This is a genomic window from Kaistia sp. SLG-1 (assembly GCF_059699055.1).
The window spans coordinates 3,115,205-3,132,168 of the sequence record NZ_AP048544.1; the positions used below are offsets into that span (position 1 = coordinate 3,115,205).

At 65.9% G+C, this 16,964-nt stretch carries 15 protein-coding genes and 1 tRNA gene; 10 read left to right on the plus strand and 6 right to left on the minus strand.

Annotated features, from left to right (window positions below; all coding sequences use genetic code 11):
• Positions 1 to 160: 160 nt before the first annotated feature.
• The 4 genes from AC6HZP_RS14115 to AC6HZP_RS14130 all read right to left on the minus strand — a co-directional run bounded on the left by AC6HZP_RS14115 (position 161) and on the right by AC6HZP_RS14130 (position 4,141).
• Positions 161 to 796: an ATP-dependent Clp protease proteolytic subunit gene (locus AC6HZP_RS14115; protein ID WP_201404150.1), complete on the minus strand. Its 636-nt coding sequence runs from the start codon at positions 794 to 796 to the stop codon at positions 161 to 163.
• Positions 797 to 1,092: 296 nt separating this feature from the next.
• On the minus strand, positions 1,093 to 2,445 hold the full coding sequence (gene tig, locus AC6HZP_RS14120) for a trigger factor (RefSeq protein WP_497523371.1): 1,353 nt from the start codon (positions 2,443 to 2,445) through the stop codon (positions 1,093 to 1,095).
• A gap of 75 nt (positions 2,446 to 2,520) precedes the next feature.
• Positions 2,521 to 2,605 (minus strand) — tRNA-Leu (locus AC6HZP_RS14125).
• Between the two features lie 63 nt (positions 2,606 to 2,668).
• Positions 2,669 to 4,141: an NAD(P)H-hydrate dehydratase gene (locus AC6HZP_RS14130; RefSeq protein ID WP_497523372.1), complete on the minus strand. Its 1,473-nt coding sequence runs from the start codon at positions 4,139 to 4,141 to the stop codon at positions 2,669 to 2,671.
• A gap of 222 nt (positions 4,142 to 4,363) precedes the next feature.
• On the opposite strand from AC6HZP_RS14130, the gene AC6HZP_RS14135 reads away from it, so the two are divergent.
• The 4 genes from AC6HZP_RS14135 (at position 4,364) to AC6HZP_RS14150 (ending at position 7,396) form a co-directional block, all read left to right on the plus strand.
• On the plus strand, positions 4,364 to 4,795 hold the full coding sequence (locus tag AC6HZP_RS14135; protein WP_497523373.1) for a protein tyrosine phosphatase family protein: 432 nt from the start codon (positions 4,364 to 4,366) through the stop codon (positions 4,793 to 4,795).
• Positions 4,796 to 5,030: 235 nt separating this feature from the next.
• Complete coding sequence (locus AC6HZP_RS14140) at positions 5,031 to 5,369, plus strand: P-II family nitrogen regulator (protein ID WP_201404153.1); 339 nt, start codon at positions 5,031 to 5,033, stop codon at positions 5,367 to 5,369.
• Positions 5,370 to 5,486: 117 nt separating this feature from the next.
• Entirely contained in the window at positions 5,487 to 6,896 is a 1,410-nt protein-coding gene (glnA, locus tag AC6HZP_RS14145) for a type I glutamate--ammonia ligase (RefSeq protein WP_201404154.1), read from the plus strand.
• Positions 6,897 to 6,988: 92 nt separating this feature from the next.
• Positions 6,989 to 7,396, plus strand: coding sequence for an acyl-CoA thioesterase (locus tag AC6HZP_RS14150; RefSeq protein ID WP_201404155.1), 408 nt, complete (start codon positions 6,989 to 6,991; stop codon positions 7,394 to 7,396).
• Between the two features lie 75 nt (positions 7,397 to 7,471).
• Here the strand turns inward: AC6HZP_RS14150 and AC6HZP_RS14155 are convergent, their stop codons facing one another.
• On the minus strand, positions 7,472 to 8,350 hold the full coding sequence (locus AC6HZP_RS14155) for an SMP-30/gluconolactonase/LRE family protein (RefSeq protein WP_497523374.1): 879 nt from the start codon (positions 8,348 to 8,350) through the stop codon (positions 7,472 to 7,474).
• A 211-nt stretch (positions 8,351 to 8,561) separates the two neighbouring features.
• Here AC6HZP_RS14155 and AC6HZP_RS14160 point away from each other — a divergent pair, with 211 nt between their 5' ends.
• From AC6HZP_RS14160 to AC6HZP_RS14185, 6 genes are all read left to right on the plus strand, one after another.
• Positions 8,562 to 9,503: a dihydrodipicolinate synthase family protein gene (locus AC6HZP_RS14160; protein ID WP_497523375.1), complete on the plus strand. Its 942-nt coding sequence runs from the start codon at positions 8,562 to 8,564 to the stop codon at positions 9,501 to 9,503.
• 38 nt (positions 9,504 to 9,541) lie between these two features.
• Entirely contained in the window at positions 9,542 to 10,345 is an 804-nt protein-coding gene (locus AC6HZP_RS14165) for an NAD-dependent epimerase/dehydratase family protein (RefSeq protein WP_497523376.1), read from the plus strand.
• 333 nt (positions 10,346 to 10,678) lie between these two features.
• Entirely contained in the window at positions 10,679 to 11,764 is a 1,086-nt protein-coding gene (locus AC6HZP_RS14170; protein ID WP_497523377.1) for a substrate-binding domain-containing protein, read from the plus strand.
• A 137-nt stretch (positions 11,765 to 11,901) separates the two neighbouring features.
• Complete coding sequence (locus AC6HZP_RS14175; RefSeq protein WP_497523378.1) at positions 11,902 to 14,190, plus strand: ABC transporter permease; 2,289 nt, start codon at positions 11,902 to 11,904, stop codon at positions 14,188 to 14,190.
• An 8-nt stretch (positions 14,191 to 14,198) separates the two neighbouring features.
• Positions 14,199 to 14,990 (plus strand): ATP-binding cassette domain-containing protein, encoded by a 792-nt coding sequence (locus AC6HZP_RS14180; protein ID WP_497523379.1) that lies wholly within the window; start codon positions 14,199 to 14,201, stop codon positions 14,988 to 14,990.
• A 268-nt stretch (positions 14,991 to 15,258) separates the two neighbouring features.
• Complete coding sequence (locus AC6HZP_RS14185; RefSeq protein ID WP_497523380.1) at positions 15,259 to 15,921, plus strand: nitroreductase family protein; 663 nt, start codon at positions 15,259 to 15,261, stop codon at positions 15,919 to 15,921.
• Here AC6HZP_RS14185 and AC6HZP_RS14190 read toward each other — a convergent pair.
• A complete protein-coding gene (locus tag AC6HZP_RS14190) occupies positions 15,902 to 16,816 on the minus strand; it encodes a DMT family transporter (RefSeq protein WP_497523381.1) in 915 nt (304 codons plus the stop codon). The genes AC6HZP_RS14185 and AC6HZP_RS14190 overlap by 20 nt on opposite strands.
• Between the last annotated feature and the right edge of the window lie 148 nt (positions 16,817 to 16,964).

Sequence of the window (16,964 nt, forward strand, 5' to 3'; positions counted from 1 at the left end):
GGCATTCGAAAATTCGGACCCTGATGCCCCTGCGGACGGACGCACTCCGAAGAGTGCGATCCAATCATGCTATGCGCGACATGATCAATACATACTTAATGTCGCGGTCGGCTGCGTACAGCCGACCCAGCTTCCGGAGCGTTTTCTGGAAACGAGCCGATCAGTCTTTCTTGACCGCCTCGAGCGCATCACGATTGGTCAGAACCTGGTCGATCAGGCCGAACTCGACGGCCTTCTCGGCAACCATGAAGTTGTCGCGCTCGAGCGCGTCTTCAACGGTCTTCATGTCCTGGCCGGTGTGCTGCACGTAGATCTCGTTAAGCCGCTTGCGCAGGCTCTCGACCTCGCGGGCATGGATCAGGATGTCCGTCACCTGGCCCTGATAGCCGCCGGAGGGCTGATGCACCATGACGCGGGCGTTCGGCAGCGCGAAGCGCATGCCCTTCTCGCCTGCCGTCAGCAGCAGCGAGCCCATCGAGGCCGCCTGTCCGACGCAGAGCGTCGACACGGCCGGCTTGATAAACTGCATCGTGTCGTAAATCGCGAGCCCCGACGACACCACGCCACCCGGCGAGTTGATGTACATCGAGATCTCTTTCTTCGGGTTCTCGGCCTCGAGGAAGAGAAGCTGGGCGGTGATCAGCGTCGCCATATAGTCCTCGACCGGACCCGTGACGAAGATGATGCGCTCTTTCAGCAGACGCGAATAAATGTCGTAGGCACGCTCGCCGCGATTGGTCTGCTCGACCACCATCGGCACCAGCGTGTTCATATAGAGGTCGATAGGATCCTTCATGATCTTCCTTCGGCGCAGTGGACTGCCACGATTACCTAGAGATGCCCCGGCCCGACCTCACTCGGTACGACCGATTCCCGGGGCTCGAAGGCCCATACATATGGTACGCCGTCTGCGTTCGAAAGGGGTGGCGGCAAGCCCTTTCGCAGATCGTCATCCCGGCCAGGCCGGGACCCATCAGTTCTGAAGTGCCTCAGCCGTACCGCCGGCGGGTGTGGGTCCCGGCCTTGGCCGGAACCCCTTTGAGCTGGACGCGACGGGATCGAACCCCGCGCCGGAAAGCGCGCGACGGCCGATCAGGCCTTCGCTTCTTCCTCGTCGTCCTTCATCAGGTCTTCGCGCGAAACCGTCTTATCGGTGATCGCAGCGAGGCCGAGCAGGTAGTCGACGACCTTTTCCTCGAAGATCGGCGCGCGCAGGCTTGCCAGCGCGTCCGGATTCTCGCGGTAGAAGTCGTAGACCTGCTTTTCCTGGCCCGGGAACTGACGGATCCGGTCGACGAGAGCGCGCTGCACTTCCTCATCGGTGACCTGGATCGAGTTCTTCTCGCCGATTTCCGAGAGGACGAGGCCGAGGCGCACGCGGCGCTCGGCGATCTTGCGGTAGTCGGCCTTGGCGGCCTCTTCCGTCGTGTCCTCGTCGGCGAAGCTGCGGCCCGAACGCTGCAGGTCCTGCGTGACCTGGCTCCAGACGTTCTGGAACTCCTGCTCGACCATGGTCGGCGGCAGTTCGAACGCATGCTTCTCGTCGAGCTTGTCGAGCAGCTGGCGCTTGACCTTGGTGCGGGTCGCGGCGCCGAGCTGGCTCTCGAGCTGCTGGCGCATCGTCGCGCGCAGTTCTTCGAGCGATTCGATGCCGAACTTCTTGGCCCACTCGTCGTCGATCGTCGCCTCGACCGGAGCCGAGACTTCCTTGACGACGACGTCGAAGGTCGCGGCCTTGCCGGCCAGCTGCGCCGCGCCGTAAGCCTCGGGGAAGGTCACGTTCAGGACGCGCTCTTCGCCGGCCTTGGCGCCGAGAAGCTGCTCCTCGAAGCCCGGAATGAACCGGCCCGAACCGAGCTGGACGAAAGCGTTGTCGTCGGCGCCGCCGTCGAAGGGAACGCCGTCGATCTTGCCGAGATAGGAGATCGTCAGGCGGTCGCCATCAGCAGCCTCGCCGTCCTTCGGCTGGTACTCGGCCGAATCGCGAGCCAGACGCTTGACCTCGGTGTCGACTTCCTCGTCGGAGACTTCGGCGACCGGACGCTCGATCGCGATGCCGTTGAGGTCGCCGAGCTCGAACTTCGGCAGAACTTCGTAGGACATCGTGTAGGAGAGGTCCTTCTTGCCTTCGAGCACCTGGCCGGCGTCGGCCTCGTCCTCGGGCAGCTCGAAGCTCGGCTGCAGGGCGGCGCGCTCGCCGCGCTCCTCGAGCGTCTTGCGGGCGTTCTCGTTCAGGATGTTCTGAACGATCTCAGCCATAGCCGACTTGCCGTAGATCCGGCGCAGATGCGCAACCGGCACTTTGCCCGGACGGAAGCCCTTGAGCTGGACCTGGCCCTTCATCTCTTCCAGACGCGCCGAAAGGCGGCTTTCGAGATCGGTAGCCGGAACCACGATCTTGAGTTCACGTTTCAGGCCCTCTGCGAGGGTCTCGGTCACCTGCATGTTCAGCGCTTTCTGTCTTGTTCCGATCGGTTCTTTGGCGTCTCGCCCGGCGGCATTACTGCTTATTCCGGGCGTTGGTGCGGGCGGAGGGACTTGAACCCCCACGGCGCAAGCCACTGGAACCTAAATCCAGCGTGTCTACCAATTCCACCACGCCCGCAATAACCGGCCGCGGCTAGGCTCCGGCCAAGGTGGGGCCTCTATAGCATCCGAATTCGCGCGGTCAAACGAAAAGCCGCTTAAACACACGGGGAAGCGCGTCGGCGAGGTCTTCGGCGATCAATCCGCGCCCCAGAAGCGCCCCCGCCTCGCCATGCAGCCAGACGGCCGCCGCCGTCGCCTCGAAAACAGGCATACCGTCCGCCAGCAGTCCGACGATCATGCCGGCGAGCGTGTCGCCGGATCCGGCCGTCGCGAGATAGGGCGGCGCATTGTCGGCGATCGCGGCTCGCCCCTCGGGCTCGGCCACCGTCGTATCGGCGCCCTTCAACAGCACGACGGCGCCAGAACGCGCCGCCGCCTGCCTGGCGCGGTCGAGCTTGCCCGGCAGGGCTGCCAGGTCCGGAAAGAGCCGTGCGAACTCGCCGTCATGCGGCGTCAGCACGACGGGCGCCGATCTTGCCCGGATCGCGGCGAAGAGGCGCTCTGGAGCGTCGCGAAACGCCGACAGGCCGTCGGCGTCGATCACGACGGCCGACTGGGAAGCCAGCGCCGCCTCGACCAATGGCCCCGCCACCTCGGCCGGCCCGAGCCCGGGACCGAGGCCGACGCTGTTCAGCCGGTGATCCCCAAGCAGGGCGGAGAGCCCCGCCGCTCCCTCGATCCGTTTCAGCATGATGGCGGTCAGATGCGCCGCGTTGACCGCCAGCGCATCCAGCGGCGAGGCGAGCGTCACCAGCCCTGCCCCGACCCGGAGCGCCGCCCGCGCCGCCAGCCGGGCGGCGCCGGTCTGCGTCATGCCGCCGGAAACGATGACCGCATGACCGCGGTCGTATTTGTGACCATCGACCTTGAGGGTCGGCAGGACCGGCAGCCAGAGCTCCGGGCGATTGAGGCGCGCGCGGGGACCGATGGCGTCGAGGACGGCGGGGGAAATGCCGATATCGGCGACGGCCAGGCGCCCGACATGCACCCTGCCCGGCATCAGCACATGGCCCGGCTTCGGCCGGAAGAACGTCACCGTCTCGTCGGCGCGGACGGCGACGCCGAGCACCTCGCCCGTCTCGCCCTGGATGCCGCTCGGCAGATCGACGGCAACGACATGCGCCTTCGAGGCATTGATGGCGGCGATCGCCTCGGCCGCCTCGCCGGCAATCCCCCGGTCGAGCCCCGCACCGAACAGGGCATCGATGATCACGCCGGCGCCGGCGAAATCGAGCGCGCCGAGCGGAACCGTCTCGCCCCGCCATTCAGCCGCCGCGAGCGCCGCGTCGCCCTTCAGGCGCTCAAGCGCCCCGAGCAGGCCCAGCTGAACCTGGTAGCCCCGCTCGGCGAGCAGCCGGGCGACAACGAACCCGTCGCCGCCATTGTTGCCCGGTCCGCAGGCAATCACGACCGGCGTCTCGCGCGGCCAGGCCGCGACAGCGTCGGCGACGGCGCGGCCGGCCACTTCCATTAGCTGGATGCCCGGGGTTCCCGCCGCGATCGTCAGGCGGTCCGCCTCGGCCATTTCCGCCGGCGTCAATAGCTCCAACATGCTGCTCCCCGTCGCCCATCAATCCGGCCGGCCGGATTCCGGCCGCCGCGATCGTCCCTAGCATGGGCCAGACGAGCGAAATGCCGCAATCAGCATCTTCATTCGGCCGCAGGAACCTGCGACAACCGGCCTCTGTCATCCGCGGGCCGATCCGTGCCGGGCAAGGTTGTTCATTTACCCGGCAGGAGTAAGTTCGCCCCAGCCATTCAGTCGGAACCTCCCATGACCGCTCTCATCCAGATCAACGACGATTTCTTCGTGGCCGGCCAGATCGCGCTGCAGGATTTCGCCACCCTCGCCGGCCAGGGCTTCAAGGCCGTCGTCAACAATCGCCCCGACGGCGAAGAGCCGAGCCAGCCGAGCTCCGCCGAGGAGGCCGCTGCCGCCGCCGACGCCGGCATCCGCTACGAGCAGATCCCGGTCACCGGCCCGTCGATCAGCGAAGCGGACGTGCGCGCGCTGCAGGCCGTCCTCGCCGAGACGGACGGCCCCGTCCTCGCGCATTGCCGCAGCGGCACCCGCTCGCTGACGCTCTACGCCATCGGCGAAGTGCTCGACGGCCGCATGCAGCGCGACGAACTGCAGGCTTTCGGCATCGATCACGGCATCGATTTGCGCGGCGCGGAGGCATGGCTGGCCCGCAACGGCCGCTAATTTGCGCGCGGCGAAGGAACGCAACTGCCACCTTGTTGTTCATTTGCCCAATAAATGATCAACAGTTGGAGCGATAATTCTAAAATCTCGCTATTGTGCAGCGCAACGAGCCCAATTTTCCGGCGTTTCCTACGAAATCCGGCAATTGGCACGGAGCCTGCAAGTGGATAGCCAGGCCGGGCATTCGGCCAGGTTGGGCAGGCGTCACAGGCAAGCATTCGGAGATGCGGAGGCAATGAAAAAGATCGAAGCCATCATCAAGCCCTTCAAGCTGGATGAAGTGAAGGAGGCGCTGCAGGAGGTTGGCCTGCAGGGCATCACCGTCACCGAGGCCAAGGGCTTCGGCCGCCAGAAGGGTCACACCGAGCTCTACCGGGGCGCGGAATATGTCGTCGACTTCCTGCCGAAGGTGAAGGTCGAGATCGTGCTCGGCGACGAATTGGTCGACCGCGCGGTCGACGCGATCCGCAAGGCCGCGCAGACCGGCCGCATCGGCGACGGCAAGATTTTCGTCTCCAACATCGAGGAAGCCGTTCGCATTCGCACCGGCGAAAGCGGACTGGACGCGATCTAACCCCATTCTGCCGGCGATCCCCTCGCCGGAAACCCCACCCGAAGCCGGCGCCGCCGGCTTGTTGCTTGCCTCAGCCACGACCGGGCACACAGTTCACCTGATAGAAGGAAGAGAGTTATGACGACCGCGAAAGACGTCCTGAAGCTCATCAAGGAGCAGGACGTGAAGTATGTGGATTTCCGGTTCACGGATCCGCGCGGCAAGTGGCAGCACGTGACGTTCGACATCGGCATGATCGACGAGGAAATCTTCGCCGAAGGCACGATGTTCGACGGTTCCTCGATCGCCGGCTGGAAGGCGATCAACGAGTCCGACATGCTGCTGATGCCCGATCCGTCCACCGCCACCATCGACCCGTTCTTCGCGCAGTCGACGCTCTCGATCGTTTGCGACGTGCTCGAGCCGTCGACCGGCGAAGCCTATGACCGCGATCCGCGCGGCATCGCCAAGAAGGCCGAAGCCTATCTGAAGCAGACCAAGATCGGCGACACCGTCTATGTCGGTCCGGAAGCCGAATTCTTCGTCTTCGACGACGTCAAGTTCTCGGCCACGCCGTACAACACGGGCTTCAAGCTCGACGACATCGAGCTGCCGACCAACTCCGACACCGACTACGAGAGCGGCAACCTCGGCCACCGCGTCCGCACCAAGGGCGGCTACTTCCCGGTTCCGCCGATCGACAGCCTGCAGGACATGCGCGGCGACATGCTGGCGGCCATGCAGTCGATGGGCGTCGTCGTCGAGAAGCACCACCACGAAGTGGCCTCGGCCCAGCACGAGCTCGGCGTCAAGTTCGGCACGCTCGTGACGATGGCCGACCACATGCAGATCTACAAGTACGCGATCCACAACGTCGCGAACTCGTATGGCAAGACCGCCACCTTCATGCCGAAGCCGGTCTATGGCGACAACGGCTCGGGCATGCATGTGCACCAGTCGATCTGGAAGGACGGCAAGCCGGTGTTCGCCGGCAACGAGTACGCCGATCTCTCCGAGACCTGCCTCTACTACATCGGCGGCATCATCAAGCATGCCAAGTCGCTGAACGCCTTCACCAACCCGCTGACCAACTCCTACAAGCGTCTGGTCCCGGGCTATGAGGCTCCGGTGCTGCTGGCCTATTCGGCCCGCAACCGTTCGGCTTCCTGCCGTATTCCGTTCGCCACCTCGCCGAAGGCGAAGCGCGTCGAAGTCCGCTTCCCGGATCCGGGCGCGAACCCCTACCTCGCCTTCGCCGCCATGCTGATGGCCGGCCTCGACGGCATCAAGAACAAGATCCATCCGGGCGCCGCGATGGACAAGAACCTCTATGACCTGCCCCCGAAGGAACTGAAGAAGATCCCGACGGTCTGCGGTTCGCTGCGCGAGGCACTCGTGTCGCTCGAGAAGGACAATGCCTACCTGCTGGAAGGCGGCGTCTTCTCGAAGTCGATGATCGACGCCTACATCGAGCTCAAGATGGAAGAAGTCATCCGCTTCGAGCACACCCCGCATCCGGTCGAGTTCGACATGTACTACTCGGTCTGATTGGACCAGGATGTCGTATCAGCGGGGCGCCTTCGGGCGCCCCGTTTCATTTCAACCAGGCTCACCACCGATCAAAGGCCTCAGGAGGCACGATGACCGCCCAGAACGCGCCGGACTTCCCCCATCAGACGACAATCCCCGTCATCCGCACCATCGCCATGCCGCACGACACCAATCCGGCCGGCGACATTTTCGGCGGCTGGCTGATGTCGCAGATGGATCTGGGCGCGAGCACGATCGCGACCCGCCGCGCGCGCGGGCGCACCGTGACAGCCTCGGTGGACGGAATGTCGTTCCTGAGCCCGGTCTTCGTCGGCGACGAAGTGACGATCTACGGGCGCATCCTCTCGACCGGGCGGTCCTCGATGCGCGTCTTCGTCGAAGCCTGGCGGCGCAACCGCGAGAGCCATGACGTCACCAAGGTGACGGAGGCGACCTTCACCTTCGTGGCGATCGATGCGACGCGCAAATCGCGGCCGCTGCCGCCGGAAGAGGAATAGGGACTCTACGGACACCCTCTCCCGTGAGCGGGAGAGGGTTGGGGTGAGGGCTTGCAGCCCCCGCCCCTTTTAAGATTACACGTCGCGGAAACGCGAGACAGGCGAACCGGCGACCGGCGATGTGCCGATGAACACCGAGCCGGTCAGAGGCCAGCGCTGCAGCTGCTCCTCGGTGCGGCCATCGCGCAGGCTGGTCAGGAATAGCGTCTTCAGGTCCGGGCCGCCGAAGGCCGGCATGGTCGGCGCGGCGGCCGGCACGTCATAGCTCGCCAGCAGCTCTCCCTCGGGCGAGAAGCGGTTCAGCTTGGCGCCCGAGACGCCGGCGCTCCAATAGTTGCCCTCGGCGTCGGTGGCGCCGCCATCCGGCCGGCCGATCGTGTCGTCGAGTACGGCGATGCGCTTGCGATCGCTGATCTCGCCGGTCGCGGGATCGAAGGCCCAACGGTCAATCCAGGGGCCGCGCGAATCGGAATGGAACATCGTCCGCCCGTCCGGCGAGAAGGCGAGGCCGTTCGAGACCATCAGCCCGTCGATCTTCTTCTCGACCGTGCCGTCCGGCGAGACGCGATAGAGCGCGCAGACCGGCTGGCGATTCGCGTCCATGGTGCCGACCCAGAAGCAGCCATCCGGCCCGACCTTGCCGTCGTTCAGACGCGTATCCGGCAGGTCGGCCTCGATCTCGGCGAGCGTCGTGCTCTCGCCCGTCTCGGGATCGAAGATCACGACGCTGTCGCGCAACGCCACGACGAAGCGGCCGCTCTCGGTCAGGCCGAACGAGCCGACGACCGTCGGAAAGCGCCAGACCTTCGTATCGCCCGTCGCGAGATCGACGGCATGGATGGCCTTGTCCGGGATGTCGCAATAGAGCAGCCGGTTGTTGCGGTCGTCATAGACGGCGCTCTCGGCCAGCTGGTGCAGGGTGGGAACGAGCGGGCGAAGGCCGAGATCCGTCATGAATGAGCTCCTGATGATGCGAGGGCGCAACCATCGCATGCGGCGCTTCCCGCGTCGACCGCTCCCCGCCCGGCTGTGGCGGCGGAAACACAGGTCAATTGTCATCTCTTCCGGCAATCGCGACCCGGTTCTGCAACCAACCTGTCAAATTGGGTCGCCAAATCGCCGCGAATATGTAATAAGTAATTACAAGTTGGCTTGGAGAACCCCGATGAAGACCGATGCCGTCACGCCTGCCGATCTCGCGCGCTCCGTCCTCTCGGTGCCGCCCCTGCCACGCGGAGCGGATGGCGCCATTCATGAGGGCGAGACGCGCCGCCTGGTCGACTGGCTGCATGCCGGCGGCGTCACGACCTACATGTTCGGCGGCAACGCCAACCTCTACAATATCGGCGTCGGCGAGTTCGCGACGCTGCTGGACGTGCTGGAGCGGATCTCGCCCGCCGACGGCTGGGTGATCCCCTCGATCGGCGCCGACTATGGCAAGGCCTGCGACCAGGTCGACTTGCTGCGCGAGCGCGCCTTCCCGACCGCCATGCTGCTGCCCCTCACCTTCCCGGCCACCCCCGCCGGCGTCGCCACCGGCCTCCGCAAGCTCGCCGACCGCTATGGCAAGCCGCTGATCGCCTATGTGAAGAACGAGGGCTATATCGGCGCGCGCGATCTCGCCGCGCTGATCGCCGACGGCGCGGTCTGCACCGTCAAATATGCCGTGGTCCGCAAGGATCCGGCCGAGGATCCCCTGCTCTCCGAACTGCTCTCGGCGACGGGATCGGGCGAGCGGATCATCAGCGGCATCGGCGAACGGCCGGTGATCGACCACGTCAAGCGTTTCGGTCTCAACGCCTTCACCTCCGGCTCGGTCTGCGTGGCGCCACATCTCTCGACCGCGATCCTCAAGGCGCTGAAGCGCGACGACACGGCCGAGGCGGCTCGCTTGCGCGAACACTTCATCCCGCTCGAGGATCTCCGCGACCGGCATTCGCCGATCCGCGTGCTGCATGCGGCAGTCCGGGAGGCCGGCATCGCCGAGACGGGACCGATGTCCGAATTCCTCAGCAACCTCGACGACCCGGCGCTGCTGGCCGAAATCCGCGCCGCCGCCGCGACGCTCCGCGCCAGGAGCCTTGAGCGGCCGAGGCGAGCGCCGTAGGCTGAACGGAGAAACGGGCCGGCGCGGGAGACCTAAGGATGCCCTATCACCGCGTTCTCCTGACCGGCGCGGCCGGCCAGCTCGGCCGCGAATTGCGAACGCGGCTGGCGGGGCGCTTTCCCGTCCTCCGCCTTTCCGACATCGTCGAGATGTCGCCCGCCGGCCCCGGCGAGGAAGTCATCCGCTGCGATCTCGCCGATGCCGGCGCCGTGGCCGATCTCTGCCGCGACGTCGACGCGATCCTGCATTTCGGCGGGCAATCGACCGAGGCGGACTGGGATACGGTCCTCGCCGCCAACATCGCCGGCAGCTTCCATCTCTGGGAAGGCGCGCGACTAGCCGGGGTTCGGCGCATCGTCTTCGCCAGCTCGAACCACGCGATCGGCATGCACCGCCGCTCGACGCGGCTCGACCACACGGCGCGGCCGGCGCCCGACAGCCGCTACGGCCTCTCCAAGGCGTTCGGCGAGGATCTCGCGGCGCTCTATGCCTACAAGCACGGCATCGCCGCGCTGTGCATCCGCATCGGCTCGTCCTATGCCGAGCCGGCCGACGCGCGGCAGCTCTCGACCTGGATGTCGTTCGGCGACCTTGTCCGGATGATCGAGGTCGGGCTTGCGGCGGACTTCACCTACGAGATCGTCTACGGCGTCTCCGACAATGCCAGCTCGTTCTGGGACAATTCGAATGCCGAGCGGCTCGGCTACCATCCCGCCGACAGCGCCGATCGCTTCATCGACGCGCTGAGAAGCACGCGAAGCGACGACCCGATCGCCGAGCGGACCCAGGGCGGCAGCTTCGCCAGCGTCGACTTCGACGGCGACCCGGACGCCCTGCCCTGAGCGCGTCGGGCTCCGAGCCGCCGCACGCCAAGCTCCCCACGCGCCAAGCGCGCCCGCCGCCAGCACCATGCGCCGGATATTCTACGCATGCCGCAACGCGATGTCGCGTTGCAACAAGCTCAAATCATACCAAGTTTCGAACCATTTAAGTCTTGTGCGGCGCAACAATACAATTTACGGGCCGATTTTTTGCCTGTTGCCGCTGAGGAACGACCCTCAAAATCGCGACAACTTGCGTCATGCGGCCGTTGCGGGGCCTTGATGGCTTGCCTATGCTTCCCTCATCTCGGACCGACGCTGAGCGTCCCGAGTTGGCTATTGGGGAGGATAGTTATGAAGATAATTCTGACGACGCTTGCGCTTGGCGCATCGGTCTCGCTGATCGCCACCGCGGCGTATGCCCAGGGCGGCGGCAGCCTCGGCAAGGCCGTTGGCGGCTATTCGTTCGAGGACGCCGCCAAGGAAGCGCCGACGACCAAGGATTTCCATTCCAAGGACGGCAAGCTCACTTTCGCAATCGTCACCCATACCGCCGGCAACGGCTTCTTCGATCCGACCTATGTCGGCGCCCAGGTCGCGGCCAACGCCTTCGGCATCAACCTGATCAAGCTCGGTTCGGAAGCGCCCGTCGACGACATCCCGCGCGAGATCGAGATCCTCAACCAGGTCATCAACGACCCGACGATCGACGGCCTGATCATGACGACGCCGCAGTCGGGCGCCTATGACGACATCGTCCGGAAGGCCTTCGCCAACGGCATCCCGGTCGCCACCACCAACTCGTTCGACCCGAAGATCGCCAACCGCTCGCAGATCAGCCATACCGGCCAGCTCTCGACGGCCGCCGCGATCGGCGGCGAGGCGCTCGCCAAATGCGTCATCGACAGTGGCGCCAAGGGCGGCTCGATCATCTTCCCGTCGACGACCACGCTCGGCAACGAGGAAGTGAACCGCCGCGTCACCGCCGCCTTCGAGGCCGCGGTCAAGGTTCTGAACGACGCCGGTCGCCTGGCTGACTTCAAGGTCGACGCCGGTCCGGAGAACATCGGCATCGACGTCAACAAGGACGACATCACCAACTCGGTCGTCTCGCTGATCGAATCGCGCGGCGACGTCGTCGGCGCCTTCGCCGCCAACGGCTTCGTCACGCCGGCGCTCGGTGATGCGGTCGCGCAGCTGAAGCAGAACGGCAAGATCTGCGCCTTCGGCTTCGACCTCGGACCGAAGCAGCAGGAGCAGATCCGCACCGGCGCGCTCACCGGCTCGCTCGGCCAGCAGCCGTTCCTGCAGGGCTTCTGGCCCGTCGCCCAGCTCTACCTCCAGATCGACCGCGGCGTCTCCGCCGCCAATCTCGACACGAGCGCGCAGCTCGTGACGAAGGACACGGTCGACCTGGTCGGCAAGCGCTTCGAAAACTGAGCCAGATTCCGCCTGCCCTTCGCGAGAGGGGCAGGCGGACGACGCGACCGCCTCTCCGTCACCGCCGTCTCACCCCCGGCGGGCGGAGGGGCGTGACGCGGCATGGGGCCGACCGGCTCGTTTCGACGCAAAGACATATGCCCATGACATCGACGACCCTTGCTCCACCCCGCAGACGCCTGCCGCTCGAATTGATCGGAGGCTGGGAAGTCGGCCTGCTGATCTTCATGGTGCTGCTCTACATCGCGGGCGTCTTCATCAATCCCAAGTTCTTCGGCCAGACCGACGCCATCTCGGCGATCCTGCGCGACACGGCGCGCTACGGCGTCATGGCGGCCGGCATGACTTTCGTCATCATCAACAAGGACCTCGACCTCTCGGTCGGCTCGACCTTCGGCCTGGTCGCGACGGTGTTCTCGCTGGCCTTCTCGACGTCCTATTACGACCTCGGCATCGTGCCGTCGCTCCTCGCCGCCATCGCGGTCGGCCTCGGCGTCGGGCTGATCAACGGCTTCTTCGTCACGGTCCTGCGCGTTCCCTCCTTCATCACGACGCTGACGATGCTGTTCATCGGGCGCGGTTTCGTGCTGGGGCTGACGGGCGGCAAGACCGTCTCCTACAGCGAGAAGGCGCTGACGGCGCCCTGGTTCTTCCAGATCGGCGAGACCAACGCCTTCGGCTTCAACAACCAGATCCTGATCTTCGCGCTGGTGACGGCCGTCGGCATGTACGTGCTCGCCAAGACGCGCTGGGGCTACGAGACCTATGCGACGGGCGGCAACGAGTTGGCGGCGACCTATGCCGGCATCCCGACCCGCCGCGTCCGGATGCGCGCCTATGTGCTGTCCGCGCTCGCCGCCACGCTCGCCGGCCTGATGAGCGTCGCGCAGGACAAGGGCATCACCTCGCAATATGGCCAGGGCGCGGAGCTGATCGTCATCGCCTCGGTCATCGTCGGCGGCGCCTCGATCCTCGGCGGTCGCGGCCGCCTGCTCGGCGGCGCGCTCGGCGCCATTCTCGTCACGCTGATTGACAAGGTGCTGCGCGAGGGCATCCCGATGAGCCGCACCGTCAAGGTCGGCGACGTCGAGATGCAGGTGCAGGGCATGGCGCAGCTGCCGCCCGGCGCCGTCCCCGCCTTCCTCGGCCTGATCCTGCTGATCTCGGTGCTGATCGAGCCCTGGATCATCCGCCGCAACGTCTTCCCGCGCCTCTGGGCGCGGGTGCGGGGCAAGCCCCTGCCCCCGATCATCGAGATCGGCGGCGTCGCCATCGAGGGCGCGCAGACCAAGGGCTCGTCCGCCTCGGACCGCTCGATGAAGGCGCGCGGCCCGATCGGCCACTTCCTCGCCCGGCGCGACGCGGCGGCGATCATCCTCGCCGTCGTGCTCTGGTGCGTCGGGCTCTATCTCCGGCCCGATTTCTGGAGTTCGCTCGACAACACGTTCAACCTGATGCTGTCCTTCACCGAGGTCGGCCTGCTGTCGATCGGCATGACCTATGTCATCGCCAATGCCGACATCGACCTGTCGGTCGGTTCGGTGCTGGCGCTGTCGGCCGCGACCTGCGCTTTCCTGATGAAACAGATGGGCTTCGACCCGATGAGCGCGGCCTTCATCGCGCTGGTGGCCGGCGCCGCGGCCGGCTTCATCAACGCACTGCTGACGGTGAGCTTCGGCCTGCCCGCCTTCGTCGCCACGCTCGGCATGTTCTACATGGCGCGCGGCATCGGCGCCTGGCTGACGGCCGGCCGCCAGCTCTCCTCCTTCCCGGAGGCGTTCAATCTCATCGGCCGCAAGCTGATCGACGCGCTCGCCTATTTCAAGATCGCGCCAGCGCGGGGAACCCTGCTCTACGACATCGCCGCCGCCGTCAGCGTGCAGACGATCTTCATGATCGTCGTTGCAATCCTTGCCGGCATCGTGCTGGCCAAGACGCCGTTCGGACAGATGGTCTACGCCACCGGCGGCAACCGCCGCGCGGCCGACTATGCCGGTATCAACACGGCGCGGGTGCGGGCGATCAGCCTGGTGTTCTCGGCGCTCTGCGCCGCGTTCGCCGGCGTCATCTACGTCGCCTTCCTGCGCTCGTTCAATCCGTCCGCCGGGCAGCTGCGCGAGCTCGACGCGATCGCCGCCGTCATCATCGGCGGCGGTTCGATCTTCGGCGGCTACGGCACGGTGCTCGGCGCACTGGCCGGCGCGGCGGTGATCGCGCTGATCCGCGCGCTGCTGTCGCTGCAATTGATCCTCGGCAACGGCCAGTCTTTCGTGATGCCGCAGCACTGGGTCAACGTCTTCATCGGTCTCATCCTCGTCATCGCCGTCGTCGGCGACATCTGGTTCCGGCAGGGCGATCTCGCCGGCTCGATCCGTCGCCGCCTGTCCCGAAAATCCGGGGCTACCCCCAAAACAGCGCACGTCTGAGAACGCCCATGTCCGAAACCAAAGCTGCCACCCCGATCGTCGAGATGCGCCACATCTCGAAGGCCTTCGGCCCCGTCCAGGCTCTCAAGGATATCAATTTGACGCTCGGCGAGGGCGAGATCCTCGGCCTGGTCGGCGACAATTCCGCCGGCAAGTCGACCCTGATGAAAGTGATGACCGGCGCCTATCAGCGCGATTCAGGCGAGGTGCTGGTCTCGGGCAAGCCGACCCACTTCAAGAACCCGCACGAGAGCCGCGAAGAGGGGATCGAGATGATCTACCAGGACTTCGCGCTTTGCGGGAACATGGACATCGCGCAGAACATCTTCCTCGGCCGCTGGCCGAAGAAGGGCCTCTTCGTCGACCGCAACCGGATGTATGCGGAAGCTGACGAGGTACTGAAGCGGCTGAAGGTGGACGTGAACTCCGTCTTCCAGAAGGTCGAGAGCCTGTCCGGCGGCCGCCAGCAATCCGTCGCAATCGCCCGCGCCATCTCGTTCAACCCGCGCGTCGTCGTGCTCGACGAGCCGACCGCCAACCTCTCGGTCATGGCGACCGAGCGCCTGCTCGAGACCATGTCCGAGCTGAAGCGCCAGGGCGTCGCGCAGATCATCATCTCGCATCGGCTGACCGACATCTTCGAGGTCGGCGACCGCATCATGGTGATGAAGCGCGGCAAGAATGTCGGCGATCGCTACATCCAGCATACGACCGAGCAGGAAGTGCTGGAACTGATCGTCTCGGGCACGCCGGAAGCGGCATTGACCGCCGACCAGGCGCTGGCGGCGCGCGCCGCCTAGCCGGTTCCGAGCGCGGCGAAGGCCTGCCGTAACGGCCGGTTCGTGAGCGATTGTTGAGCTGCCTGACGATCCATATGACGAAGATTTGATCAGGGCGCGGTGCGCTCGGCGCCGCGTCTTTTGGTTCGCATTCTGTCGAATCCGCGCAACAGGACGCGATATTCGCGTCCTGCGCGTATCGAAAGCATGGCGTTCTACCATGCTGCATCCCTTGCAAATCGCCCTTGCCGGGCGCATGTCTCGCTCGTCATCGCCCGAAGACGAAAGCATGCCCCCCATGAATCATCAGGGCCCCGCCCATCACGGCACGCCGGCAACCGCCGCCGCGCCGATTTACGACGACTCGTTCGAGCTGCAGTTTTCGCCCAACATGCTGGCGAAGCTGGAGACGCGCCGCTCGGTGCCGATGCGCGCCTTCGATCCGGCGCCGATCCCCGTCGACCATCTCGACCGCATCCTCCGCATCGCCGCACGCGCGCCCGACCACGGCCGTCTGGCGCCCTGGCGCTTCATCGTCATCGAGGGCGAGGCGCGCCGGCTTTCCGGCGAGCGCTTTGATGCGCTCTACGCCGCCCGCACGCCCGATCTCGATGCCTCGAAACAGGACATGTGGACGCTCTACATGATGCGTTCCCCGGTCACGGTCGTGCTCGTCAGCCGCCCCGATCCGACGTCCAAGATTCCGGAATGGGACCAGATCCTCGGCTCCGGCGCCGTCGGAATGAACCTGATCCATGCCGCCTCCGCGCATGGCTACGCGACGCAGTGGCTGCTGAAATGGCCGGGTCGCAACGCCGAGGCCGCCGCCCTTCTCGGCGTGCGCGAAGATGAGCGCGTCGCCGGCTTCATCCATCTCGGCCGCCAGACGGAACGCCCGGCCGATCGGCTCCGCCCGGACCTCGAGACGATCGTCACGCGCTGGACTGGTTGACGATCACGGCCGGGGACGGCGGGACCTTGTGCGCCAGGCGCATTTCGCGCCGGAACGTGTAGACGCCCGTCGACACCACGATCAGCGTGCCGATCAGCGTCAGCGCGTCCGGCACGTCGCTCCACACCACATAGCCGATGATGACGGCGAAGATGATGCCGGCATAGCGGAAGGGCGCCACCACGGCCATGGCGCCGAGGCGCATGGCGAGGATGGAAGAGCCGTAGCCGCAGACGAGCAGGACCGCGGCCGCTCCGAGCATCAGCCACTGCCCCGCTTCCGGCGCCGACCACTCCTCGACGATCGCCAGGCCCGCGCCGGTCATCGTCACGGCGGCGGCGGTGACGGCGATCACCAGAAGCGTTGATATGCCGGGCCTGAATTCCCGCGTCACCAGATCGCGCAGCGTGATGAAGGCCATCGAGGCCAGCGCCGCCAGCGAATAGATGTCGAAGCCGGACAGGCTCGGCCGCATGATCAGCATCACGCCGAAGAAGCCGACGGCGACCGCCAGCCAGCGCCGCCAGCCGACCGGCTCCGCCAGGAAGACCGCCGCCGCCGCCGTCGTCATCAGCGGCACGATCTGGCCGATCGCCGTCACATTGGCGATCGGCATGTTGAACAGCGCATAGAGATAGAGCAGCGTCGCGCCGATCTCGCCGACGGTGCGCCAGGCGACGAGCCCGTTGCAGACGGAGCGCCACTCCCGATAGGCGCCCGTCGCCAGCACGATGACGAAGATCACCGCGAAGGAAATGAGGCCGCGGATGAAGAGAATTTGCCCCGTCGGCAGGCCGTCGCTCGCCAGCTTGATCCAGGTGTCGTTGATGATGAAGGCGAGATTGGAGAGCACCATCATGATGATGCCGCGGGAATTGTCGGCCAGGGCGGGCATGGGACTTCAGGCAATACGCGGCAGCGCGGCGCCGCAGATGATCCGGGTCGCAGCGGGTCGGCCGCGACAACGCCAGATTGATCAATAATCGGGCATGAAGCAACCGCGTCGCGGCGCTTTCACTCCGTCAATACATGGAACGCAAGAA

Bases quoted from the DNA above. Each gene is read 5' to 3' on its own strand.
- AC6HZP_RS14140 (WP_201404153.1), top strand. From the start codon at position 5,031: ATGAAAAAGATCGAAGCCATCATCAAGCCCTTCAAGCTGGATGAAGTG.
- AC6HZP_RS14190 (WP_497523381.1), bottom strand. From the start codon at position 16,816: ATGCCCGCCCTGGCCGACAATTCCCGCGGCATCATCATGATGGTGCTC.
- AC6HZP_RS14170 (WP_497523377.1), top strand. From the start codon at position 10,679: ATGAAGATAATTCTGACGACGCTTGCGCTTGGCGCATCGGTCTCGCTG.
- glnA (WP_201404154.1), top strand. From the start codon at position 5,487: ATGACGACCGCGAAAGACGTCCTGAAGCTCATCAAGGAGCAGGACGTG.
- AC6HZP_RS14135 (WP_497523373.1), top strand. From the start codon at position 4,364: ATGACCGCTCTCATCCAGATCAACGACGATTTCTTCGTGGCCGGCCAG.
- AC6HZP_RS14115 (WP_201404150.1), bottom strand. From the start codon at position 796: ATGAAGGATCCTATCGACCTCTATATGAACACGCTGGTGCCGATGGTG.
- AC6HZP_RS14180 (WP_497523379.1), top strand. From the start codon at position 14,199: ATGTCCGAAACCAAAGCTGCCACCCCGATCGTCGAGATGCGCCACATC.
- tig (WP_497523371.1), bottom strand. From the start codon at position 2,445: ATGCAGGTGACCGAGACCCTCGCAGAGGGCCTGAAACGTGAACTCAAG.
- AC6HZP_RS14175 (WP_497523378.1), top strand. From the start codon at position 11,902: ATGCCCATGACATCGACGACCCTTGCTCCACCCCGCAGACGCCTGCCG.
- AC6HZP_RS14165 (WP_497523376.1), top strand. From the start codon at position 9,542: ATGCCCTATCACCGCGTTCTCCTGACCGGCGCGGCCGGCCAGCTCGGC.
- AC6HZP_RS14155 (WP_497523374.1), bottom strand. From the start codon at position 8,350: ATGACGGATCTCGGCCTTCGCCCGCTCGTTCCCACCCTGCACCAGCTG.
- AC6HZP_RS14185 (WP_497523380.1), top strand. From the start codon at position 15,259: ATGCCCCCCATGAATCATCAGGGCCCCGCCCATCACGGCACGCCGGCA.
- AC6HZP_RS14150 (WP_201404155.1), top strand. From the start codon at position 6,989: ATGACCGCCCAGAACGCGCCGGACTTCCCCCATCAGACGACAATCCCC.
- AC6HZP_RS14160 (WP_497523375.1), top strand. From the start codon at position 8,562: ATGAAGACCGATGCCGTCACGCCTGCCGATCTCGCGCGCTCCGTCCTC.
- AC6HZP_RS14130 (WP_497523372.1), bottom strand. From the start codon at position 4,141: ATGTTGGAGCTATTGACGCCGGCGGAAATGGCCGAGGCGGACCGCCTG.